The organism is Streptomyces sp. BI87, from assembly GCF_025957665.1.
Lineage (GTDB): Bacteria > Actinomycetota > Actinomycetes > Streptomycetales > Streptomycetaceae > Streptomyces > Streptomyces albidoflavus.
The window spans coordinates 3,796,797-3,817,113 of record NZ_CP110079.1 but is presented as its reverse complement, the minus strand read 5'-3'; the positions used below and the strand labels follow the sequence as shown (position 1 = coordinate 3,817,113).

Annotated in this window: 22 protein-coding genes, 2 pseudogenes and 1 riboswitch; of the genes and pseudogenes, 12 read left to right on the top strand and 12 right to left on the bottom strand. The window is 73.5% G+C overall.

Annotated features, from left to right (window positions below; translation table 11 throughout):
- The first annotated feature begins 399 nt into the window (after window positions 1-399).
- The 6 genes from OIM89_RS16885 (at window position 400) to OIM89_RS16860 (ending at window position 5,134) form a co-directional block, all read left to right on the top strand.
- Window positions 400-1,155 (top strand): dienelactone hydrolase family protein, encoded by a 756-nt coding sequence (locus OIM89_RS16885; RefSeq protein ID WP_047470310.1) that lies wholly within the window; start codon window positions 400-402, stop codon window positions 1,153-1,155.
- Window positions 1,156-1,331: 176 nt separating this feature from the next.
- The gene (locus OIM89_RS16880; RefSeq protein ID WP_217467725.1) at window positions 1,332-1,964 is read left to right on the top strand and encodes a DUF4232 domain-containing protein; all 633 of its coding nucleotides are present in this window, start codon (window positions 1,332-1,334) and stop codon (window positions 1,962-1,964) included.
- Between the two features lie 154 nt (window positions 1,965-2,118).
- Window positions 2,119-3,006, top strand: a complete 888-nt coding sequence (locus OIM89_RS16875) for an alpha/beta fold hydrolase (RefSeq protein ID WP_229360191.1) — start codon at window positions 2,119-2,121, stop codon at window positions 3,004-3,006.
- Between the two features lie 278 nt (window positions 3,007-3,284).
- On the top strand, window positions 3,285-3,563 hold the full coding sequence (locus tag OIM89_RS16870; RefSeq protein WP_030697978.1) for a DUF5133 domain-containing protein: 279 nt from the start codon (window positions 3,285-3,287) through the stop codon (window positions 3,561-3,563).
- Window positions 3,564-3,671: 108 nt separating this feature from the next.
- On the top strand, window positions 3,672-4,121 hold the full coding sequence (locus OIM89_RS16865) for a universal stress protein (protein ID WP_003949767.1): 450 nt from the start codon (window positions 3,672-3,674) through the stop codon (window positions 4,119-4,121).
- Window positions 4,118-5,134, top strand: coding sequence for an adenylate/guanylate cyclase domain-containing protein (locus OIM89_RS16860; RefSeq protein ID WP_030697977.1), 1,017 nt, complete (start codon window positions 4,118-4,120; stop codon window positions 5,132-5,134). Before OIM89_RS16865 ends, OIM89_RS16860 begins: the two co-directional genes overlap by 4 nt.
- A 49-nt stretch (window positions 5,135-5,183) precedes the next feature.
- Here the strand turns inward: OIM89_RS16860 and OIM89_RS16855 are convergent.
- Window positions 5,184-5,468 (bottom strand): annotated as a pseudogene (locus OIM89_RS16855) (adenylate cyclase); the annotation flags it as partial.
- Between the two features lie 118 nt (window positions 5,469-5,586).
- Here OIM89_RS16855 and OIM89_RS16850 point away from each other — a divergent pair.
- Complete coding sequence (locus OIM89_RS16850; RefSeq protein WP_030697975.1) at window positions 5,587-5,955, top strand: hypothetical protein; 369 nt, start codon at window positions 5,587-5,589, stop codon at window positions 5,953-5,955.
- Between the two features lie 10 nt (window positions 5,956-5,965).
- Here OIM89_RS16850 and OIM89_RS16845 read toward each other — a convergent pair whose 3' ends face one another.
- The 6 genes and pseudogenes from OIM89_RS16845 to OIM89_RS16820 form a co-directional block, all read right to left on the bottom strand.
- Window positions 5,966-6,772, bottom strand: a complete 807-nt coding sequence (locus OIM89_RS16845; RefSeq protein ID WP_030697974.1) for a DUF1295 domain-containing protein — start codon at window positions 6,770-6,772, stop codon at window positions 5,966-5,968.
- Window positions 6,769-8,079, bottom strand: a complete 1,311-nt coding sequence (locus OIM89_RS16840) for an SAM-dependent methyltransferase (RefSeq protein WP_175458747.1) — start codon at window positions 8,077-8,079, stop codon at window positions 6,769-6,771. The genes OIM89_RS16845 and OIM89_RS16840 overlap by 4 nt, the downstream gene beginning before the upstream one ends.
- Window positions 8,076-9,386, bottom strand: coding sequence for an SAM-dependent methyltransferase (locus tag OIM89_RS16835; protein ID WP_030697972.1), 1,311 nt, complete (start codon window positions 9,384-9,386; stop codon window positions 8,076-8,078). Before OIM89_RS16835 ends, OIM89_RS16840 begins: the two co-directional genes overlap by 4 nt.
- Window positions 9,383-10,177 carry a DUF1365 domain-containing protein gene (locus OIM89_RS16830; protein ID WP_030697971.1) on the bottom strand — a complete coding sequence of 265 codons (795 nt, stop codon included), beginning with the start codon at window positions 10,175-10,177 and terminating at the stop codon, window positions 9,383-9,385. The genes OIM89_RS16835 and OIM89_RS16830 overlap by 4 nt, the downstream gene beginning before the upstream one ends.
- Window positions 10,174-11,475 carry an NAD(P)/FAD-dependent oxidoreductase gene (locus OIM89_RS16825; protein ID WP_151169036.1) on the bottom strand — a complete coding sequence of 434 codons (1,302 nt, stop codon included), beginning with the start codon at window positions 11,473-11,475 and terminating at the stop codon, window positions 10,174-10,176. The genes OIM89_RS16830 and OIM89_RS16825 overlap by 4 nt, the downstream gene beginning before the upstream one ends.
- Window positions 11,476-11,607: 132 nt before the next feature.
- Window positions 11,608-12,110: pseudogene (locus OIM89_RS16820) on the bottom strand (NUDIX domain-containing protein).
- Window positions 12,111-12,179: 69 nt separating this feature from the next.
- Between OIM89_RS16820 and OIM89_RS16815 the strand changes: the two are divergent.
- On the top strand, window positions 12,180-13,244 hold the full coding sequence (locus OIM89_RS16815) for a DUF2804 domain-containing protein (protein WP_264491394.1): 1,065 nt from the start codon (window positions 12,180-12,182) through the stop codon (window positions 13,242-13,244).
- Between the two features lie 80 nt (window positions 13,245-13,324).
- Window positions 13,325-13,786 (top strand): DNA-binding protein, encoded by a 462-nt coding sequence (locus OIM89_RS16810; RefSeq protein WP_030697968.1) that lies wholly within the window; start codon window positions 13,325-13,327, stop codon window positions 13,784-13,786.
- Between the two features lie 3 nt (window positions 13,787-13,789).
- Here OIM89_RS16810 and OIM89_RS30010 read toward each other — a convergent pair whose 3' ends face one another.
- The 5 genes from OIM89_RS30010 to OIM89_RS16790 form a co-directional block, all read right to left on the bottom strand.
- Window positions 13,790-13,930 (bottom strand): tryptophan-rich sensory protein, encoded by a 141-nt coding sequence (locus tag OIM89_RS30010; RefSeq protein WP_368423294.1) that lies wholly within the window; start codon window positions 13,928-13,930, stop codon window positions 13,790-13,792.
- Window positions 13,931-13,979: 49 nt separating this feature from the next.
- Window positions 13,980-14,537 carry a DNA starvation/stationary phase protection protein Dps gene (dps, locus tag OIM89_RS16805; RefSeq protein WP_003949756.1) on the bottom strand — a complete coding sequence of 186 codons (558 nt, stop codon included), beginning with the start codon at window positions 14,535-14,537 and terminating at the stop codon, window positions 13,980-13,982.
- Between the two features lie 164 nt (window positions 14,538-14,701).
- Window positions 14,702-15,553, bottom strand: coding sequence for an ABC transporter ATP-binding protein (locus OIM89_RS16800; RefSeq protein ID WP_030697967.1), 852 nt, complete (start codon window positions 15,551-15,553; stop codon window positions 14,702-14,704).
- Window positions 15,550-16,608, bottom strand: coding sequence for a FecCD family ABC transporter permease (locus OIM89_RS16795; RefSeq protein ID WP_030697966.1), 1,059 nt, complete (start codon window positions 16,606-16,608; stop codon window positions 15,550-15,552). The genes OIM89_RS16800 and OIM89_RS16795 overlap by 4 nt, the downstream gene beginning before the upstream one ends.
- Before the next feature lie 9 nt (window positions 16,609-16,617).
- The gene (locus OIM89_RS16790) at window positions 16,618-17,625 is read right to left on the bottom strand and encodes an ABC transporter substrate-binding protein (protein WP_257203579.1); all 1,008 of its coding nucleotides are present in this window, start codon (window positions 17,623-17,625) and stop codon (window positions 16,618-16,620) included.
- Between the two features lie 59 nt (window positions 17,626-17,684).
- A riboswitch (cobalamin riboswitch) is annotated at window positions 17,685-17,772 on the bottom strand.
- A 404-nt stretch (window positions 17,773-18,176) separates the two neighbouring features.
- Here OIM89_RS16790 and OIM89_RS16785 point away from each other — a divergent pair.
- The 3 genes from OIM89_RS16785 to OIM89_RS16775 all read left to right on the top strand — a co-directional run bounded on the left by OIM89_RS16785 (window position 18,177) and on the right by OIM89_RS16775 (window position 20,316).
- Window positions 18,177-18,689: a lactococcin 972 family bacteriocin gene (locus OIM89_RS16785; protein ID WP_030697964.1), complete on the top strand. Its 513-nt coding sequence runs from the start codon at window positions 18,177-18,179 to the stop codon at window positions 18,687-18,689.
- 285 nt (window positions 18,690-18,974) lie between these two features.
- Window positions 18,975-19,451 carry a hypothetical protein gene (locus tag OIM89_RS16780; protein ID WP_229360075.1) on the top strand — a complete coding sequence of 159 codons (477 nt, stop codon included), beginning with the start codon at window positions 18,975-18,977 and terminating at the stop codon, window positions 19,449-19,451.
- Window positions 19,452-19,515: 64 nt separating this feature from the next.
- A complete protein-coding gene (locus OIM89_RS16775; RefSeq protein ID WP_030697962.1) occupies window positions 19,516-20,316 on the top strand; it encodes an IclR family transcriptional regulator in 801 nt (266 codons plus the stop codon).
- Window position 20,317 lies beyond the last annotated feature (1 nt).

Genomic DNA, 20,317 nt, shown 5'->3' with positions numbered 1-20,317 from the left:
TAAGCCTTCGGGCGCAGGTCGGCCAGCACCTCCGCCCGGGCCGCAGCACCGGGTGCGCGAGAGCCATCCGTTCACCGGCCCTGGCCGCACCCAGCAGACCGGTGCACCTGGCAGCGGGAAGCGAGGCCGGGAGGGTCGCCACGGGCGCACCCTCCCAGCGTCCGCTGACGCGGCCGGCGTCCCCACACCTCCCGCACACAGCCACGGTGTCCCGCCGGCCGCCGCTGTTCGCTGGCGGGCCACGGCGGCCCCTGCTACCTTCCCGGAGGCCGTGCGAGAGAACGAGGAGGTGGTACCCGTGAACGCAGGATCGACATGGGTGCTCTCCTCCGGTGCCACGGTCGGGCGATAGAGGTCGTCCGGGAGCGCCGCCCCCGCGCACTCCCGAAAGGCACGACCATGCGCGTCACTCCCCCGCACCTCACTTCCGAGCAGCGTCTCGACGGCGGCGTCCGCGAACGCGCCTTCACCCTCGGCGAGATCCCCGGCATCCTGTGGACACCCGCGTTCGCATCCGCGTCCGCGCCCGTACCGCTGATCCTGCTGGGCCACCCTCCCCTCGGGCTGCGCAGGATGTACCCGCGCCTGGTGGACCGGGCCCGGCGCTCCGCGGCCGACGGTTTCGCCACGGCCACGATCGAACTCCCGGGGAGCGGTGAGCGGCCCCGCCTTCCCGCTGTCGAGGAGGCCCGCGCCGGCCTCCGCGGGGCGAGGGAGGCCGGCGAGCCGGTCACCGACGAGATCATCGACGCCCTCGTCCTCCCGCTGGCCGACCAGGCGGTCCCGGAGTGGCGGGCCGCCCTGGACGCCCTGTTGTCGCTGCCGGAGATCGGCGGCCCGGTCGGGTACTCGGGGGGAGTGCTCTCCCTCGGCGTCCGGCTCGCGCTGGCCGAGCCGCGCGTCGTGGCCGCCTGCCTCTTCGCCGGGAGTTTCGTGCCGCGGGCCGTGTTCGAGGAGGCCCGGCAGCTCACCGTTCCGCTGCACGTCCTGCTCCAGTGGGACGACGAGGGGAACGACCGGCAGGCGGCCCTGGACCTGTTCGACGCCTTCGGCTCCGCGGAGAAGACCCTGCACGCCAACATGGGCGGGCACACCGGCGTCCCGTCCTTCGCCGGGGACGCCGCGGCCCGGTTCTTCACCCGCCACCTGAGGTAGGAGCGGTGCGTGGGGCCCGGCTCGGCGAGCCGGGCCCCACGTAACAGGAACTGTCTACGTGTAACAGCCATGTAGGAAGGCACGGCCCGGCGGAACGGCCCGCCCCCTCCCCCGGGTCTACGTGATCAGCAAGGCTCGCTCACGGCGGGCAGACATCACGACCGCAAGGACGACCGATGCGCGCTCAGAAGATCACCCTCGCCACGCTGGCCCTCGTCACGGGCCTCACCCTCACCGCCTGCCAGGGCGACGACACCGCCGCGAGCGCCGACAACGCAGCCCCCGCGGCCTCCTCCCCGGCCGGGGACGACGGCGTCTCGGGCCAGGAGACGGACAAGGAGACGGCCGCGACGACCGGCGGCACCGCCTCCGAGGAGCCCGAGGGCAGCGGCGGCGGACAGGTCAACACCGGGCCCTGCAAGACGGCGAACCTCGACATCTCCAGCACCCACGGCATGGGCGAGGGCACCCTCCACATCGCCTTCAAGAACACCGGGGACGCCTGCTTCCTCAAGGGGTTCCCGGGCGTCGACCTCAAGGCCGACAGCGGCCCGGGCGGCATCAACGCCAACCGCAGCGACCTCGCCGCCCCGAGCGTGGTCCTCAAGACCGGCGAGTCGACCCGCGCCACCCTCCACTACCCGGCCAACCACTCGGGCGGCTCCGGCGTCGACATCACCCTGCTCGACATCACCCCGCCCAACGAGACCCACTCCAAGACCGTCCCCACCAAGATCAACGTGCCTGTCTCCGACCACTCCACCTCGGACGAGGTCATCATCGACCCGGTGGGCACCGGGAAGCAGTGAGACGGGGGCGGAGCGCGGCGGGGGCGGGCCAGCCCTCGCCCGCCGGCTCCCCTCCACACGCCGCGGCAGCGCGGTCCCCGGTGCCGCACCAGACAGCGCCTGCCCTGTTCGAGGCCACGGTGAAAGTCGCGTGCAGGACTTCAGGTCCATGGCCATGATGGTGGCCGTGATGGGCTACACCGACGTTCCTGCCCGGCTGGGTGAGAGTGCTCTGCCTGACGGGCGGCTGCTTGGCTGGGCAGAGTGGGGGCCGTCGGACGGGGCGCCTGTTCTGTTGTGTCCTGGTGCCGCTACGAGCCGGTGGCTCGGATTCGGCGCAGGCGTGGTCGAGGCGCTCGGAGTGCGTCTTGTCTCCGTGGATCGTCCGGGGCTCGGTGTCTCGACGCCCGCCCCCGGGCGGTCCTTCTCCGACTTCGCCGGAGACATGCGCCAGCTCTGTGTGCAGCGGGGCCTGGGGCAACCTGTTGTGGTCGGGAATTCGCAGGGTGCACCCTTCGCTCTTGCCTGCGCTGCGGAAGGGGTCGCCTCGGCACTGGCTGTCGTCTCCGGTGCGGACGAGGTGGCCAGGCCGGAGTTTGCTTCAGTTCTGGACGTGGACCTGCGGGGCCTCGTCGAGCGGACCGCGTGCGATCCGGCCGGTGCCGAGGAGTTCTTCGCCGGCTTCACTGCGGATGCGATGTGGGACATGGTCATGACCGGGAGCCCGGGGTGTGACCTTGCCGTGTACCAGGACCCTGATTTCGCGGCTGGTTACCGCAGGGCCTTGGGCGAGGGATTTGCTCAAGGTGCCGCTGGCTACGCCCGTGACACGGTCCTGGCGATGGGGCGGTGGCCGTTCGCCCTCGACGAGATCGCCGTCCCTGCCGATATCTGGTACGGCGAGCAGGACACCAGTCACTCGCCCGACAACGGGGGGCTGCTTGCCGCCCGTGTGCCCGGTGCTCGTCATCATGTCGTGTCGGGGATCGGCGGAGCCCTGCTGTGGACTCATGCCGAGCCGATCCTCACACGCCTCCTTGAAAGGGCTGTCACCCACCGGTAGATGTCCGGTCCGTGGCCGTGCCGGGGCGCTGCTGCGGATCATCCGCAGAGGCACGGGGTCGGTAGCGACCTTGCGGCGGGCCCAGAACCTTCGCCCCCGCGGCCCAGTTCACCGCCCAGCGCCGTTTCACGCTGGATGCCACCGCCTGAGCCCCGGCCCTCCGCACCAAAGACCCTGCACCCAGGGCCCGGGAACGATCGCCGAGGGTGACCCGCACGGCATGGCTGCCCCGCCTGAGGACATACGTCAGAAAAGCCCCTGACGAGAGGACGCCCCGCGTGCCGACCCCGCCGACCCCCACCCCCACCGCCCAGCAGCTCCGCCACCTGCTCTCCCGGTACGCCCAGGCCCGCATCGCCCAGTTCGAACGCGACACGCCCGCCCGCCGGAACGCCCTCACCGAGGCGACCCGGGCCCTGTGCGCCGTGACGAGTACGCCCGACATCAAGACGGCCCTGTTCAAAGCGGACGACCTCCTGGCCGCCACCTGCCCGGAGGACCACCTCACCAGACGCGCCGCCGGCGCCCGCCAGACCTCCCGCGTCCTGATGACCTGAGGGGCAGGGAGTCCGCCGGCCCGGCCGCCCCGTTCGCCCTCTTGCCCGCCCGGCCTCGGACCCTTATTTTACGCACGAGTAAGTACGCGTATCAGGAGGGGAGTTGACATGACCGCCTATCAGACCGTCATGGTCGGCACGGACGGTTCCGAGTCGTCGTTCGCGGCGGTCGAGGGGGCCGCGCGGCTCGCCGCCGTCTGCGGGGCCGAACTCGTCGTGGTCTGCGCGTACGTACCGATGCGCGGGCCCGAACTGGTCCGCGCCCAGGATCAGCTGGGGGCCGAGGCGTACCAGGTCGTGGGGTCGGCGCCGGCCGAGGACACCCTTCAGACCGCCCGGGACCGGGCGCGCGCGCAGGGCGCGGAGCGGGTGCGTTCGCTGGCGGTGGAGGACGAGCCGGTGGCCGCGCTGGCCCGGGCCGCGCGGGAGTGCGCGGCCGATCTGCTGGTCGTCGGCAACCGGGGTCTGCGCTCGCTGGCCGGGCGGCTGCTGGGCTCCGTACCGGCCGACATCGCCCGCAAGGCCCCGGTCGACGTGCTCATCGTGCACACCACGTGAGCGCCGGGGCGGAGGCCGGGGAGCCGCACCCCGGCGTCGAGGAGCTGCTGCTCGGCGGCGGCCGGGCCTACACGCGGCAGGAGGTCGCCGAACGGGCCGGGGTCGGGCCCGAGCGCACCCGGCAGCTCTGGCGGGCCCTCGGCTTCGCCGCCGTCGACGACGACGCGCGTGTCTTCACCGACGCGGACGCCGAGGCGCTGCGCGCCGGCGAACGGCTCATCGCGGCCGGGCTCATCACCGAGGAGAGCGAGACGATGATGGCCCGCGCCCTGGGCCACCACCTCTCCCGCCTCGCCGAATGGCAGGTCCACGCCCTGTGGACCTGGGCGGGCCGCGACCCCGCCCGCCCGGTGGACGGCGCGGCCCTGCTGGAACACGCCGCCGTCCTCCTCCCCGAACTGGAACTGCTGCAACGCCACGTCTGGCGCCGCCACCTCGCCGCGTACGCCGGACGCGCCCTGGCCGGGGCCCCCGCGCCCGGCGGGCACAGGCAGGCGCACGAGAGCGGGGACGTCCGCGAACGGGCCGTCGGCTTCACCGACATGGTCGGCTACACCCGGATGACCCGCGGCCTGGACACCGCCGCCCTCGGCCGCGTACTCGACCGCTTCGAGACCCTCACCGGCGACGTGGTCGCCGAGGGTCGCGGCCGGGTCGTCAAAACCATCGGCGACGAGGTCCTCTACGTCTGCGAGTCCGCCGCCTCCGCCGCCGACATCGCCCTCGAACTCACCACCCGCGCCCAGGCCGAACCGGACCTCCCCCGCCTGCGCACCGGCCTCGCCCACGGCCCCGTCCTCAGCCGCTTCGGCGACGTCTACGGCTCAGCCGTCAACATCGCCGCCCGCCTCACCGCCGTCGCCCGCCCCGAAACGGTCCTGGTCAACACGGAACTGGCCGGCGAACTGGCCGGCGACACGGCCTACACCCTGAAGGTGCTGCGCCCGGTGTCGGTCCGCGGCTACAGCCGACTCCGGCCGGTACTGCTGCGCCGGGGGCGGGGGGCGGGGTGAACCTCGGTCACCGCCTCCGCTACCCCGGGGAGCGGGCAGCCGTACAGGGTCACAGGAAGCGAAGGTCCGCGATGGCGTCGAGGTCGATGCCGTACGGGGCGTAGACCTCGGTCGTGTTGACCGAGGTCAGCCGCTCACGGTCGATGACGAGGGCGGCGGCGGCGGTCTCCCAGACCTGCCCCGCGTCGTCCGCCTCGATCTCCAGGTACGGCGGAATGCGGGGCCACTCGTCGATCTCCAGCCGTACCGGGCCGAGGGTGTACGAGGTCCGCCGGTTCTCCTGGTAGCCGCGCGGCGTGAGGCTGATCAGGCCGAGGAGTTGGCATGCTTCCTCGGTCCGCCGCTCCGTGAAGATCATCCCGCACGGTCGAAACGGTCCGCCCCGCATCCACCCCGCCCCCGCGACCCGAACCCCCAGTACTCCCAACCCCTCACCCCCACCGGAGGCCCCCGTGCACACCCCCCTGCTCCGCGCCGTAGGCGCCGCCACCGCCGTCTACGGGGCGCTCGTCACCGCCCGCCCCGGCCTGCTCGCCAAGCCCTCGGGCCTGACCACCCCGGACGGGGAGGTCGCCCGGGACACGGAGATCTGTCTCCGGCCGCTGGTGTGGCGGGACCTCGCTGTGGGGATCGCCATGGCCACGGCGCCCGAGGGACCGGCGTTGCGTACCGCGACCGCCGTGCGGATCGCCTCCGACCTGGGGGACGCGCTGCTGCTGGGGCCGACGCTGGACCGGCCCTACCGGCCGAAGGTGCTGGCGGTGTCGGTCGGGTGGGCGGCCCTGTCGGTGATCGGGCTGTACGCGCGGCGGGGGAAGTGACGGGCGCCGTCTACCGCTTCCTCGGCGGCCACGGGAAGAAGCCGCTGGTCCGGGCGCGGTAGGCGGCGTACCCCGGCCGCTCGGCCATGTGCCGCTCCAGCAGGGCCTTGCCGCTGCCGAAGATGAGGAGGGCGGACATGACGAGGGGGGAGACGAGGGTGGCGGCGGCGACCGGCGGGGCGGCGCAGACCAGGAGGAAGAGGCCCCACCAGACAAGGAAGTCTCCGAAGTAGTTGGGGTGGCGGGTCCAGGACCACAGGCCCCGGTCCATCACCTTTCCCTTGTGGGCGGGGTCGGCCTTGAAGCGGGCCAGTTGGCGGTCGCCGAGCGCCTCGAAAGTGAGGCCGACCGCCCACAGGGCGGTGCCGAGGGCCGCAAGGGCGCCGGCCGGCTCGCGGACGTACATCGCGGCCTGGACGGGGAGGGAGACGAGCCATACCAGGGCGCCCTGGAGGAGGTAGACCTTGCGGAAGGCGTAGGCGGCGGGGCTGCCGGGGGCCTTGGCGAGCATGGCAGCGTACCGCGGGTCCTCGCCGTGGCCTCGGCCGCGACGCGCGATGTGGACGGCGAGGCGCAGGCCCCAGGCGCAGGTCAGGGCGGTGGCGAGGAGGGCGAGGGTGGTGTCGCCGGGGTCGGGCCGGGTGCGGGAGCAGGCGTACGAGGTGAGGGCGACGGCGGCGAAGGCGGCGCCCCAGGCGACGTCGACGATGCGGTGGACGCCCTTGCGCAGGGCGAGGGCGAAGGTCACCAGCATGACGGCGAGGGCGGCGCCGGCCGCGACGGCGAGGTTGAGGGCGAGGCCGCCCCAGTCGGTCATCGGGCCGCCTCCCCGAGGCCGTCGTACCAGGCGGCCGGGGTCGCGGGCATGGCGCTGCTGCCGTCGCGGCCGGGCCGCACGGCGAGGATCTGGTCGACGCCCATGCGGCGCTGGTCGAAGGCGAGGGAGCCTCCGGCGAGGTAGAGCCGCCAGACGCGGGCGGTGACCTCGCCGACCAGGGCGACCGCCTCGTCCCAGCGTTCCTCCAGGGTGTCGGCCCAGGCGGCGACGGTACGGACGTAGTGCTCGCGCAGCGACTCGGTGTGCCGGACCTCCAGCCCGGCGCCCTCCAGGAGGCCGACGGTCTCGCCGAGGGGGCGCATGTGCATGTCGGGGGCGATGTACGTCTCGATGAAGGCGCCGCCGCCGGGGGCGTGGGCGCCGCGCGACATCTGCTGGACGAGGGCGCGGCCGCCGGGGCGCAGGCGGTCGTGGATCAGGCGGGTGAAACCGGGGTACTCGACGTCGCCGACGTGTTCGCCCATCTCGATGGTGGTCACCGCGTCGTACGTCTCGCCGGGCTCCAGGTCGCGGTAGTGGCTGAGGCGCACCTCGACCAGGTGGTCGAGCCCTTCCTCCTTGACGCGGGCCTCGACGTGGTCGCGCTGTTCGCGGGCGAGGGTGACGGCGGTGACGCGGGCGCCGTGGTGGCGGGCGGCGTGCAGGGTCAGCGAGCCCCAGCCGCAGCCGATGTCGAGCAGGCGGGCCCCGGGGCGCAGCCCCACCTTGCGGCAGACCAGCTCCAGCTTGTCGTACTGGGCCTGGGCCAGGCCGTATCCGCCGGTGCCGGGCGGGCGGGTGAAGTAGGCGCAGGAGTAGGCCATCGCCGGGTCGAGGAGGAGGCGGTAGAAGTCGTTGGAGAGGTCGTAGTGGTGGCTGATGGCGGCCCGGTCGCGGGCAGTGGTGTGGGTGGCGCCGAAGAGGCGGGCCGGGCGGCCGGGGGCGGGCGGGCGCGGCCCGAGCGCGCCGAGGGAGACGGCGGCGGGGACGGCGCGCAGGAGTTGGCGGGGGCCGGGCGGGCCGGGCAGGTCGCGGGGCGCGGCCGACCAGAGGGCGCGCAGGGCCTGGCCGAGGTCGCCCTCGACGTCCAGATCGCCGCTGATGTACGCCTGGGCCAGGCCCAGTTCGCCGGGCGCCCAGAGCAGGCGGCGCAGGGCGCGGCGGTGGCGGACGACGACCACGGGCAGGGCGCCGGAGGGGTCGGCGGGGCCGGACTCGCTGCCGTCCCAGGCGCGGAGCCGGAACGGCACGGGCCCGCCGGTGATCTCCTCCAGCGGCCGGGTCATGCGCTGGGCGGCGCCTTTCACGCGGGGCTCCCTTCGGTACGGGGTGCGGGGACGGCGGCGTCCTCGCGCTTGAGCAGGATCTGCCGGACGTCGAGGTAGCCGGTGGCGAACCCGGCCTCGGAGTAGGCGAGGTAGAAGTCCCACATGCGGCGGAACACGGAGTCGAAGCCGAGCGCGTCGACCTCGGCCGTCCGCTCGGCGAACCTCGCGCGCCACAGCCGCAGCGTCTCGGCGTAGTGCGGGCCGTAGCGGTCGTCGCGGACCAGGCGCAGGGTGGTGCCGGTGCGGGTCAGGTCGTCGACGGCGCGCAGGGAGGGGATCATCCCGCCGGGGAAGATGTACTTCTGGATCCAGGTGTACGAGGAGCGGGTGGCGCGCATCCGCTCGTGCGGCATGGTGATGGCCTGGAGGGCGACGCGGCCGCCGCGGGCCAGCCGCCGGTCCAGGACGGCGAAGTACTCGGGCCAGAACTCCGCGCCGACCGCCTCGATCATCTCGACGCTGACGATCGCGTCGTAAGTCCCCGTCACGTCCCGGTAGTCGGTCAGCCGGACGTCGACGCGGTCGGCGTAGCCGGCGTGGGCGACCCGGCTCAGGGCGAGGTCGCGCTGTTCGGCGGAGAGGGTGACGGTGGTGACGTGGGCGCCCCGGGCGGCGGCACGCAGGGCCAGCTCCCCCCAGCCGGTGCCGATCTCCAGCAGCCGGGTGCCGGGGCCGACCTGGGCCAGGTCCAGCAGCCGGTCGATCTTGCGGTGCTGGGCGGCGGGCAGGGCGTCGAAGGTGGCGGGCAGGGAGCGGAAGACGGCGCCGGAGTAGGTGAGCGTCTCGTCCAGGAAGAGGGCGAACAGGTCGTTGGAGAGGTCGTAGTGGTGCTGGACGTTGTCGCGCGCGGCCTCGACGGTGTTGCGCTCGGAGGCCGGGCGGCGCAGGTCCCAGAGCCGCCGCACCCGGTGCAGCGGCGCGGGCACCAGCTGGGTGAGGTGCTGGGCCAGCACCCCGAGGACGGCGGGCAGGTCGTCGGCGTCCCACTCCCGCGCCATGTACGACTCGCCGAAGCCGATCAGCCCGCCCACCGCGATCCGGCGGACGAAGGCGTCGGTGTCCCGCACCCGCAGCCACGGCCCGCCCTTGCCGAGCCGCCGCCCCTCGGGACCCTCACCCCACCCCACGTGCAGCGGCAGCCGGTCCAGGGCGCGGGTCAGCAGCAGCCGGCCGAGCAGGGCGCGCGGCGGGGAGCAGCGCGGCACGGTGGCGACGCCGGGCCAGCGGGCGGCATCGACCTGGTCGCCGCCGGTCGGGGCGGCGGGCGGCGGGGCGGACACGTTCATTCCAGGCCCTCCTGGGGGCGGTGGCGGGGACGGGGGACGACCGGCAGGCCGCGCGCCCACAGCCGGATGCCGTGGAGGCGGATGCCGAGGGAGACGGCGAGGGTCGAGAGGGGGCGGCGGGCGGCGGCGCGCAGCAGGGCGCGCGCGGTGGCGGGCCCGCGCGTGCCGCGCACGGTCGCGGTGAACCGGCGTACGCCCTCGCGGTCGAGGTGGACGGCGAGGTCAAGGTGGGCGCCGGGCTCGGGGAGCCGCATGCGGTAGGTGCCGTCGACGGTGAAGAAGGGCGAGACGTAGAACTCCTTGGGCGTCTCGGCCCGGCCGTCGGTGTCGCCGGGGCGCAACAGGTAGCAGTGGCGTTCGCGGTAGGTGTTGTGGACCTCGGCGACGACGCACCGCAGGTCACCGGCGCCATCGCCGTCTCCGTCGCCCTCGCCGTCGGGGCCGTGGCACCAGTACAGGGTCAACGGGTTGAAGACGTGGCCGAGGACGCGGGCGTGGGCCAGCATCAGGACGCGGCCGCCGGCGAGGTCGATGCCGTGGGCGGCGAGGTAGCGGTCGAGGCCGGCGCGGAGGGCCGGGCCGGGGGCGGCGCCGGGCGCGGCCGTGCCCGCGAAGTGGTCGCGGGCGTCGAAGCGCGCCAGCGGGCGCAGGGCGCGGGGCAGCACGGGTATGTGGTCGAGGTCGACCAGCCAGAGATAGGTGCGCTGCCCGAAGGCGTACCGGCGCGGGCCGGTGCGGACGTGCCGGATCTCGCAGCGGTACAGCGCCGGGGCGGACGGCGCCGGGGTCACCAGGCCACCCCGAGCCGTTCGGCGGCCAGGACCCCGGAGCGGCAGCCGTCCTCGTGGAACCCCCAGCCGTGGTAGGCGCCCGCGTAGACGGTCCGCTCGCCGCCGAGTGTGGGCAGTTCCTTCTGGGCGGCCACCGACTCCGGGGTGTAGACGGGGTGTTCGTACGCCATCCGGGCCAGGACCGTGTCCGGGTCGACGCGGCCCTCGTCGCCGAGGGTCACCACGTACCGCTCGGGCGCGTCGAGGCGCTGGAGGCGGTTCATGTCGTAGCTGACCCGGACGTGGCCCCCGGCACCGGCGCCGCGCGGGACGACCTGGCCGCACTCGGGCAGCAGGTAGTTCCAGGAGGCGCGGGCGCCGGGGGCCTTCGGCAGGAGCGAGGTGTCGGTGTGCAGCACGGCCGGGTTGGCCGAGTACGGGAAGGCGCCCAGCACCCGCTGTTCGTCGGCGCTCGCGTCGGCGAGCATCGCCAGCGCCTGCCCGGGGTGGACGGCGATGACCACGGCGTCGTACACCTCGGTCGAGGCGGTCCCGGAGCCGGCCCCGGAGGTGACGTGCACGGCGGAACCGGTGCGCACCACGCGCCGGACGGGGGCGGAGGTCCGCACGTCCGGGAGCTCTTTGACGAGCACGTCCACGTACGCGCGCGAACCGCCCGTCACCGTCCGCCAGACCGGCGACCCGCTCACCGAGAGCATCCCGTGGTGCTCCAGGAACCGGAACAGGTACCGCGCCGGGTACTCCAGCGCCGTCCCCGGCGCGCACGACCAGACCGCCGAGACGAGCGGGATCGCGAAGTGCTGCACGAAGTACGGCGAGAACCCGTGCCGGTCCAGGAACTCCCCGAGCGCCGGCCCCGCCTCGCCCCCGTCCGCCAGCAGCGCCCGCGCCCGCCGGTGGAAGGCCGTCACCGCCGTGAGCATCCGGACGAACCGCAGGTCGGCCACGTTCCTCGGCTGCGCGAAGAGCCCGCGCGGCCCGAGCGCGCCCGCGTACTCCAGGCCGCACCCCTCGCACCGCACCGACATGCTCATCTCGGACTCCTGGGTCTCCACGCCCAGTTCGGCGAAGAGCCGCAGCAGACGCGGGTAGGTCCGCTCGTTGTGCACGATGAACCCGGAGTCGACCGACCGCACCACCCCGTCCGCCCCGGTCAGCTCGTGCGTGTGCGCGTGGCCCCCCAGCCGCTCGTCCGCCTCGTACACGGTGACGTCGTCCGCCTCCCGCAGCACGTACGCCGCCGTCAGCCCGGCGATCCCCGCCCCCACCACCGCGATCCGCCGCCGCTCCCGCCCCATGCCACGCTCCCCTTCACCACGCACACCGAGAACAGGGGCCCGGCCGGAACCCCTCACCTCTCTCTTCGGAGCGGGGGGCCGGTTGGATTGGGGAAGAGATGATTTTTTCCGCGGTAGGGCGGGCGGCGCGGGTCACCGGCCGGGCAGGTGGCCGCCCTTCCGCGCCCGCTCCCACGCCTCCGCGCCGTCCGGGACGAACGCCCCCGCCGCGATCAGCGCGTCGATCTCCGCCGCCGTGCACCAGCGGAGTCCGGCGATCTCTGCGGGGACCGGCCGCAGCGGGCCGTCCGTGCGGGTCTCGTGGCGGGCGAGCCAGTACGGAAAGATCGCGCCGTCGCAGAAGAAGGTGAAGAGGGGTACGGGGTGGGCGCGCACGCCCGGTTCCTCGGCCGGCTCGCGGGCCGCCGCCGCCTCGTAGCTCTCACCGCGGTGACCGCGCCGCCGATCAGCCCGTTGTGGAGGCCGGGGAAGCGGGTGGCGTGGGCGGGGCGGCGGTGGACGAGGTGGCGGCCGTCGGCCCGGTGACAGACGGTGACCGCGATGCGGTGGGGCCAGCCGTTGCGGACGGCCTCGCCGCGTTCCACCACGCCGATCACCCGGTCACGCTCGTCGACCCGGTCGACCCCTTCGGTCACGCCGCAACCCCCCTGTTCAGCAGTCCCCTTCAGCCTCTCAGACCGAGCCGGGCCCGTACCCTGCGCCCCATGACGACCCACGAGCGCGAACTCACCCACGGACCTGTCGACCTGTGCCGCCCCGACGGCACCTTGGCGCCGGAGGCGGTCGGCTGGTCACGGCGGCCGGTGCACCGGGCCAACCTGCGCGGGTGGGGGCGGACCAAACGCTGGGAGTACTGGTGCGTCACCACCCCCACCCACCTGGTGGCGCTGACCGTCAGCGACCTGGACTTCCTGCGGCTGGACGCGGTGTACGTCCTGGAACTCGTCCCGGGCGGTCGGGAGATCGAGCGGACCGCGCTGCGGCCGGGCGGGCCCGGCACCCCGCTGCCCGAGGGCGTCGCGGGCGTCCCCGGCCCCTTCGGCGGCCATGACCTCACCGTCGGCCCGGCCCGGCCGGTGCGCGACCAGGTCCGGATCGGCATCCGGCGTGAGGGCGCGGGCACCCGGCTGACCGCCCGCTGCCTGGCCCCCGGCACCGGGGAACAGGTGGAGGTGGACGTGTACGCGGGGCTGCCCGAGGGCCACGAGACCCTGTCCGTGGTGGTGCCCTGGGGGCCGGACCGCTTCCAGTACACCTCGAAGCAGACGGCGCTCCCGGCCCACGGCCACGTCCGGGTCGGGCGGCGCGTGCTCGCCTTCGCGCCCGGCGACTCCTGGGCGGTGCTGGACCACGGGCGCGGGCGCTGGCCCCGGGTGGCGCACTGGAACTGGGGCGCGGGCTCGGGGCGTACCGACGGGCGGACGGTGGGGCTCCAGTTCGGCGGGCGGTGGACGGAGGGCACCGGCGCCACCGAGAACGCGCTCTGCGTGGACGGCCGGCTCTCCAAGCTCGGGGAGGAGTTGGCCTGGTCCTACGACCTGGCCGAGCCGCTGGCCCCCTGGCGGGTCCGCACCCCCGGCTCCGACCAGGTCGAGCTCACCTTCACCCCGGTCCACGACCGGGTCACCCGGACCGACGCGGGCCCGCTGTCGAACCACACCGACCAGTGCTTCGGCCACTGGAACGGCACCGTCCGCACGGACGCGGGCGAAGAAGTCGCCATCCGCCAGGTACTGGGCTGGGCGGAGGACGTCCGCATGCGCTGGTGACAGGGCCGGACGGGTGGAGTTGAACGTTCCGTTCAACACTTGTCGTTGACAACAACGCGTGCTTCTCGCACGCTGGTGCCATGACGACCGAGCCGGGCTCCCAGCAGCCCTCCCCCGACGCCGGCACCGACGGCCCCTTCACCGCCCCCGACCCCGAGCAGGCGCGCACCCACCGTGTGCACGCCTCGCTCTTCCGGATCGCCGAGCGGCACGCCGCCACCGACGAGCAGCGGCGCCGCCAGGTGCACCCCTCGATGATCGGCCCGCACGAGGCCGTCCGCCTCGTCTCCTACCTGCTCAGCGGCACCGCCCTGCCCGAGGGCGACGAGCCGGAGGTCGACCAGGCCGACGTCACCGCCGCCCTCACCCTCGTCCCCAGCGCCCGCGCCGACCTGGACGAACTGGAGACCGGCCTCCTCCGCATGGCCCGCGGCCGCGGCATGACCTGGCAGGAGATCGCCTTCGGCCTCGGCCTCGGCACCCCCCAGGCGGCCCGCCAGCGGTACGAGCGGCTGGCGGGGCGGGCGGGCGGGGAGGAGTAGCCCTCACCCGTTCTCCACCCGGATCCACCAGTTCAGCGGAGCCGCGAACGCCGCCCAGCACAGGTAGGGCAGGAGCAGGGCGGCGGCGCGGCGGTCGATGCGGTGGAAGAGGAGGACCGTGGCGGTGACGGCGTGGCAGAGGATCAGGAGGCGTCGTGGCGCGTCTGCCCGCGCGCGGGCGGGGCGGTCCGCCTCAGTCCGTGGCGCGCTCCGCCGCCGACTTCTCCGTGGTGGCTCCCGAGGTACGCAGCGAGCCGCCGGAGGTCTCCAGGTGGGCGCGGACGAACCACTGGAACTGCTCCAGGTCGCGGAGCTGCTCGATCAGGAGGTCCTCGGTGGCCGGGTCGATCCGGCCCGCCTCGGTGACGGCCTTGCGGACGTCCTCGACGACGCCGGTGTAGACGACGTCGAGGGCGCCGAGGTGGGCGATGGCGTCGCCGCGGCCGATGCTGTAGTCCTCCCAGGTGCGGGCGGAGACCAGTGCGCCGGGCGTGCCCTTGGCGACGCCGCCGAGCGCCGCGATCCGCTCGGCCACGTCGTCGGCCATCTCGCGGACCCGGTCGACCTGCGGGTCCAGCATCTCGTGGACGGCGATGAAGTGCGGGCCGACCACGTTCCAGTGGATGTGCTTCAGCGTCAGGTGGAGGTCGTTGAGGGCGTAGAGCCGCAGGCGCAGCAGGTCGATGAGCTTGCCGCCCTGCTCGACCGTGAGGCCGGGGACGGTGTAGCGGGGGGTGGTGTCGGTGGCCATGGGGTGTCGTCCTTCGTGTGGGGCGGGCGGTGGGTCACGTGATCTCTTTCTGTTCCCCGTGATCACGTGACCCACCGCCCGCCCACTCGTCGGAGTGACAGGGAGAAGGGGATGTTGACGCCAGGCGGGGGAGGCGGCCGCACCGTCCGTCCCCGTCCCAGGCGTTACGCGTGCCCCTCCGGCACGTACACCACGTTCGGCTTGCCGGTCACCGGGTGGGGGCCGATGCGGGTGTGGACGCCGTAGACCTCGTGCAGGAGTTCCTCGGTGAGGACCTCGGCGGGGGTGCCGGTGGCGACGACGCGGCCGGCGGCCAGGACGTAGAGGCGGTCGCAGTAGGCGGCGGCGAGGTTGAGGTCGTGGAGGACGACGAGGACGGTCGGGGGGAGGGTGCGGGCCAGGTGGAGGATGTCCAGCTGGTAGCGGATGTCCAGGTGGTTGGTGGGTTCGTCCAGGGCGAGGATGCGGGGGCGCTGGACCAGGGCGCGGGCGATCAGGGCGCGCTGGCGTTCGCCGCCGGAGAGTTCGTCGAGGCGGCGGTCGGCGAGATGGGCGGCGCCTACGCGTTCCAGGGCGGCACGGGCCTGGGCGGCGTCCTCGGCGGTGTCGCCCTCCCAGAACCGTTTGTGCGGGCTGTGGCCCATGGCGACGGTTTCGCGGACGGTCAGGCCGAAGGCGCCGGTGGCCTCCTGCGGTACGGCGGCCACCAGGCGGGCCCGCTCCTTGGCGGTGAGGTGGGCCGCGTCCTGCCCGTCGAGGAGCAGGCGGCCCGAGGTGGCGGTGAGGGTGCCGTAGACGCAGCGGAGCAGCGTGGTCTTGCCGCTGCCGTTGGGGCCGACCACGCCGACCGTCTCGCCGGGGGCCGCCTCCAGGTCGACGCCGTCGAGGAGGACGGCTCCCTCGCGGCCCCGGCCGGGCGGGGGGAGGCGGTAGCCGAGTCCTTCGGCGCGCAGCGAGCCGGGCGCGGCGGCGCCGAAGCCCGGGTCGGCGGGGGCGGGGGCGGTGCGGTGGGTCATCCGGTGACTCCTTCTCCGCGCGATGACCGGCGCAGCAGCCAGAGGAAGAACGGGCCGCCGGTGAGCGCGGTGATGACGCCGACCGGGATCTCCTCGGGCGCGGCGACGGTACGGGCGACCAGGTCGGCGACGACCAGGAAGAGGGCGCCGCCGAGCGCGGTGACCGGCAGCAGCCTGCGGTGTCCGGCGCCGGCCAGCAGCCGGGCGGCGTGCGGCACCATCAGCCCGATGAAGCCGATCGCGCCGCTGACCGCGACCAGCACGCCGGTCACCAGGGAGGCGAGGACGAAGGCGCCGGCGCGGAAGCGGTGGGTGTCCAGGCCGAGCACGGTGGCGCCCTCCTCCCCGGCGAGGAGCAGGTCGAGCGGCCGGGAGAGGGCGAGCAGCAGCCCGGTCCCGGCGATCAGCACGGCGGCCGGGAGGAAGAGGCTGTCCCAGCGGGCGCCGCCGAGGCCGCCGAGGGTCCAGAAGAGGATGGCGCGGGCGTGTTCGGCCTCGGTGGAGAGGACCAGGACCAGGCTGGTCAGCGCGGAGAGGATGTACTGCACGGCGACCCCGGCGAGGATCAGCCGCCCGGTCGTCATGGTGCCGCCGCGCCTGGCCATCGCGTAGACGGCGACCAGGGCGCCCATCGAGCCGGCGAAGGCGGCGACGGGCAGGGCGACGGTGCCGAGCAGGCCGGTGCCGACGCCCGCGACGATGACGAGGACCGCCCCCGTGGAGGCGCCGGAGGAGGCGCCGAGCAGGAAGGGGTCGGCCAGCGGGTTGCGGACCAGGGCCTGGAGGACGGTACCGGCGACGGCGAGCCCGGCGCCGACCACGACGGCCAGCAGCACGCGCGGCAGCCGCACGTTCCAGATGACCGGCGCGAGCGGCGTCGGCTCGCTCCCGGTCAGGGCGGCCAGCACCTCGCCGGGCGGGACGCGGACCGAGCCGAGGGCGAGCCCGGTGAGGGCGGCGAGCAGCAGCAGGCCGGTGAGCAGGGTGAGGACGGCGGGGTAGGGCAGGGCCCGGCGGCGGGGCTTCGCCGCCGGGGTGTCCGCGAGGGCGGTCACCTCGGGGCCCTACTTGGCGGCGAGGTCGGGGTGGAGCTGGTCCGCCAGCTCGTCCACGGCGTCGGGGACGCGCGGGCCGAGCACGGCGGAGGAGAGCGGGAGGACGGCGAACCGCTCGTTCTTGATGGCGGGCACGTCCTTGAGCGCCGGGTCGTTGAGGAGCTGCTTCTTCTTGGCGGCGACGGGGGTGCCGCCGTAGTCGTAGATGACGACGACATCGGGCTTGCGCTCGACGACCTTCTCCCAGGAGACGTCGCCGAAGGACTTGTCGAGGCCGGCGAAGACGTTGCGGCCGCCGGCCCGGCTGATGAGGTCGTTGCCGATGCCGTGGCCGCCCGCGGTGAAGGCCGAGCTGTCGCCGCTGTCGAAGACGAAGACGGCGGGCTTCTCCGCGCCCTTGAGGCGTTCGGCGGTGGCCGCGAGCTGCTTCTCCTGCTCGGCTATGAGCTTCTCGGCGCGCTCGGGGACGCCGAACGTCCGCGCCACCTCGCGCAGTTCCTTGCGCAGCTCCCTGACGCCCACGGGTCCGTCCGTGCAGCCCTCGACGTTGAGGCGGGTGGTGATGCCGTCCTTGGCCAGGGCCGCGCGCTCGCGCCCCGAGCCCTTGTCGAAGGCGCTCGCGTAGCCGCCGTAGACGAAGTCGGGCGAGGTGGCGATCAGCTTCTCGTACGAGGGGTACTCGTCGGCGACGACCTCGATCTGGTCGTAGGCGGCGCGGTACTCGGGGAGGATCTTGTCGTCCAGGAAGGCGGTACCCGCCATCCGGTCCTCCAGGCCGAGGGCGAGCATGACCTCGGTGACGTGCTGGTTCATCGTCACGGCCCGCTCGGGCGGCTGCTCGAAGGTGGTCTTCACCCCGCAGTTGGTGACGGTGTACGGGAAGCCCTCGCCGCCCTTGGCGTCCTTGCCGCCCTTCGCCCCGGTCTGGCCGCCGTCGGCGGCGCCGCAGGCGGTGAGCGGGAGGAGGAGTGCCGCCGTGGCGGCGAGCGCGCGCGGGGCGCGACGGGGTCCGGGCATGACCGTGCCTCTCCGGGGGATGACCGCGTCCCCTGGTAGTGCGAGTTGAGGCGGCGGGTCAGTGTCGGACTCCCGGGCCCGCCCGCGTCGCCGCGTCGTGCCCGGTCACCGTGGCGGGACCGCGCCGGATTCGCACCGGCTTCCTGTCCTCCGCCGCCTGGGTGAACGCCGCGATTCTGCCACGCGGGGGGCGGGGGGGCCGGGGCGAGGCGGGGAGACGGTACTCACACCGGGGGCGGGGCGGGGCACGGCGCCGGCCCCACGGGCCTTCGCACGACTGGAAGCACGACGACCACCATATAGTCAAAAATAAGCCACATCATCGCTACTGATTCTTCACATGACCGAAGAGGCAAAGGCGGAACAATGCACCAGAAGATCTATTTTCGAGCCAGCGAACGGAAACCCCGAATTATTCGATATGCCCACACAAGGGGATAAGCGAACAATTCGACTTCTGGCCACTGGCCTGCAACGGCTCACGCCGCCAGGCCCGGTTTCCCGCATGATCTCCGCGAGCCCCGCCCGGGGACTCACAGGAGGGGGATCCGATGAGGAAGTTCGACAGGTCGATCGCTCTAGGTTTTGCGAGCGCGGCACTTGCCGTAAGCACTTCCGTGACGTCGGCGTCAGCAGACGCCCCGCAAACGGCAGTCGGCACCACGACCGAGGTGATCACCCTGGCGGACGGCACCGAGGTCGGTCAGGTCACCCACCACCAGCGGGGCGACGGCACGCAGCCGCCCGCCGAACTGGGCGACCCCGAGGAGTGGGGCGTGGCCACGATCGAGATGGACGATTCGACCATCAAGCCCATGATAGAGGCATGCACCAACCCGTCCAGCGGCGGCAAATGGTGCTACGGCTGGTACCTCACCGGCGCAACTGCCACCAAGAAATACTGCTATTCAAACTATTACCACGGCACGAAGACTCACAAGTCGTCGGTGACCATCGCCAACGGATCAGCCTCCAGCGGGTGGGTGGCCAAGGGTGCTTACGCCAACGCCAACAGGACAACGGGCGCGGCGTACACATGCAAGACGTACTACGCCACGAAGTAAAAGCTGCATTCCCACGCCCGACGGGCCACTCGTCACCCGCAGACAACCGCCGCGCGTGACGAGTGGCCCCGCTGCTGCTACCTGCTGAAGTCGGTTCACAAGCGAACAGGAAAGACGATCACCCACCTTCTGCGAACTTACCTCACACCAGCCATAGCCGCTCTCACAACAGGCGCGCTTCTGGGCCTCATCGGCCCCGGGGCCGCCGAGTGGAATAACTCTTTCGGAGCCGCCCTGAGCCTGACTTTCTCCAGCGGCTGGCCGTGGGCCTGTTACGCCTTCCTGGTGGGATTCCTCTGCCGCTCGAAAATTATGGCAGGGAGCCTTTCTTTCGCTGGACTGACCACCGGCGTCACCATTTACTACCTTTTCAAATACATGAACCCGTACGTACCGCCGGGGGCGACAAACACCATCGGTGAAGGGTTCTCTTCCGGAGTTGTCCTTTGGGGAATCTACGCGCTCGCGCTCGGGCTACCCATGGGCCTCGTCGGGCACCTTGCCCGCAACCAAGGACTCGTCGCGTTGCCCTTCCGAATCGTCGTCCCGGCGATCGCGTTCTTCGAGACCACCCTGCGGCTTGACGTAGAAGCCGAGGGGCAGGACTACGTCACCCTTCTCACCTGGAATGTGACCAGGTATGCGGCAGCCACTACAGCCCTGGTCATCTTCGGGCACGCCGCCTGGTCCTTCTGGTGCCGCCACCGTCGTGGCTCCACGGAGAGTGATGCGTACCGCACGCACCATCTTCACGGTGAATGAGCGCGGGGCAGCCCGCCACTCCCCCGTAGGCTCGGCCTCCGTCCTCACCACGCAGGGAGCTCCCGTGCCCCCACCCCCCGCCTCCAGCACCTCCCCCGCCGTCGGCCGTGCCCTCGACATCCTGCTGTTCCTCGCCGGGCGGACCGGGCCCGTGCGGGCGGGGGTGCTGGCGCGGGAGCTGGGGATGCCGAGGTCGTCGGCGTACCACATTCTGGCGGTGCTGGCGGAGCGCGGGTTCGTGACCTATCTGCCCGGGGAGCGGGCGTACGGGCTCGGGGTGGCGGCGTTCGAGATCGGGTCGGCCTATCTGCGGCACGAGCCGCTGGAGCGGCTGGCGCAGCCGGTGGTGCGGCGGCTGGCGGGCCGGCTCGGGCAGACCGTGCACCTCGGGGTGGTCTACGGCGCCGAGACGGTCTACCTGCTCAAGGAGCGCCCGCCGCGCGCCTCCGCCGCCGGCACCGCCCTCGTCACCGACATCGGCGTCCGCCTCCCCGCCCACCTGACCGCCAGCGGCCGCGCGATCCTCGCCCACCTCCCCGAGGCCCAGGTCCGCGCCCTCTACCCGCGCCCCGGCGACCTCATCACCCGGACCGGCCGGGGCCCGCGCTCGCTCGCCGAACTCCTCGACCTGCTCGCCGCCGACCGGGTGCGCGGCTGGTCGGAGGAGACCGAACTCGTCTCGGAGGGGCTGCGCTCGCTGGGCACCGCCGTCTTCGACCACCACGGCCACCCGGTCGCCGCCCTCTCCACCACCTGGCGGCGCCACTACGCGCCGCACGACCCCGAGCGGGTACGGGAGGAACTGGGCCGGGCGGCGGCGCGGCTGACCTCGGCGGTGTCGGGGCGGGCGCCCGGGGCCGGGTGAG

Coding starts and splice junctions, on each gene's coding strand:
- OIM89_RS16885 (WP_047470310.1), top strand. CDS start 400: ATGCGCGTCACTCCCCCGCACCTCACTTCCGAGCAGCGTCTCGACGGC.
- OIM89_RS16880 (WP_217467725.1), top strand. CDS start 1,332: ATGCGCGCTCAGAAGATCACCCTCGCCACGCTGGCCCTCGTCACGGGC.
- OIM89_RS16875 (WP_229360191.1), top strand. CDS start 2,119: ATGATGGTGGCCGTGATGGGCTACACCGACGTTCCTGCCCGGCTGGGT.
- OIM89_RS16865 (WP_003949767.1), top strand. CDS start 3,672: ATGACCGCCTATCAGACCGTCATGGTCGGCACGGACGGTTCCGAGTCG.
- OIM89_RS16845 (WP_030697974.1), bottom strand. CDS start 6,772: ATGACCGACTGGGGCGGCCTCGCCCTCAACCTCGCCGTCGCGGCCGGC.
- OIM89_RS16835 (WP_030697972.1), bottom strand. CDS start 9,386: ATGAACGTGTCCGCCCCGCCGCCCGCCGCCCCGACCGGCGGCGACCAG.
- OIM89_RS16825 (WP_151169036.1), bottom strand. CDS start 11,475: ATGGGGCGGGAGCGGCGGCGGATCGCGGTGGTGGGGGCGGGGATCGCC.
- OIM89_RS16815 (WP_264491394.1), top strand. CDS start 12,180: ATGACGACCCACGAGCGCGAACTCACCCACGGACCTGTCGACCTGTGC.
- OIM89_RS16810 (WP_030697968.1), top strand. CDS start 13,325: ATGACGACCGAGCCGGGCTCCCAGCAGCCCTCCCCCGACGCCGGCACC.
- dps (WP_003949756.1), bottom strand. CDS start 14,537: ATGGCCACCGACACCACCCCCCGCTACACCGTCCCCGGCCTCACGGTC.
- OIM89_RS16800 (WP_030697967.1), bottom strand. CDS start 15,553: ATGACCCACCGCACCGCCCCCGCCCCCGCCGACCCGGGCTTCGGCGCC.
- OIM89_RS16790 (WP_257203579.1), bottom strand. CDS start 17,625: ATGCCCGGACCCCGTCGCGCCCCGCGCGCGCTCGCCGCCACGGCGGCA.
- OIM89_RS16785 (WP_030697964.1), top strand. CDS start 18,177: ATGAGGAAGTTCGACAGGTCGATCGCTCTAGGTTTTGCGAGCGCGGCA.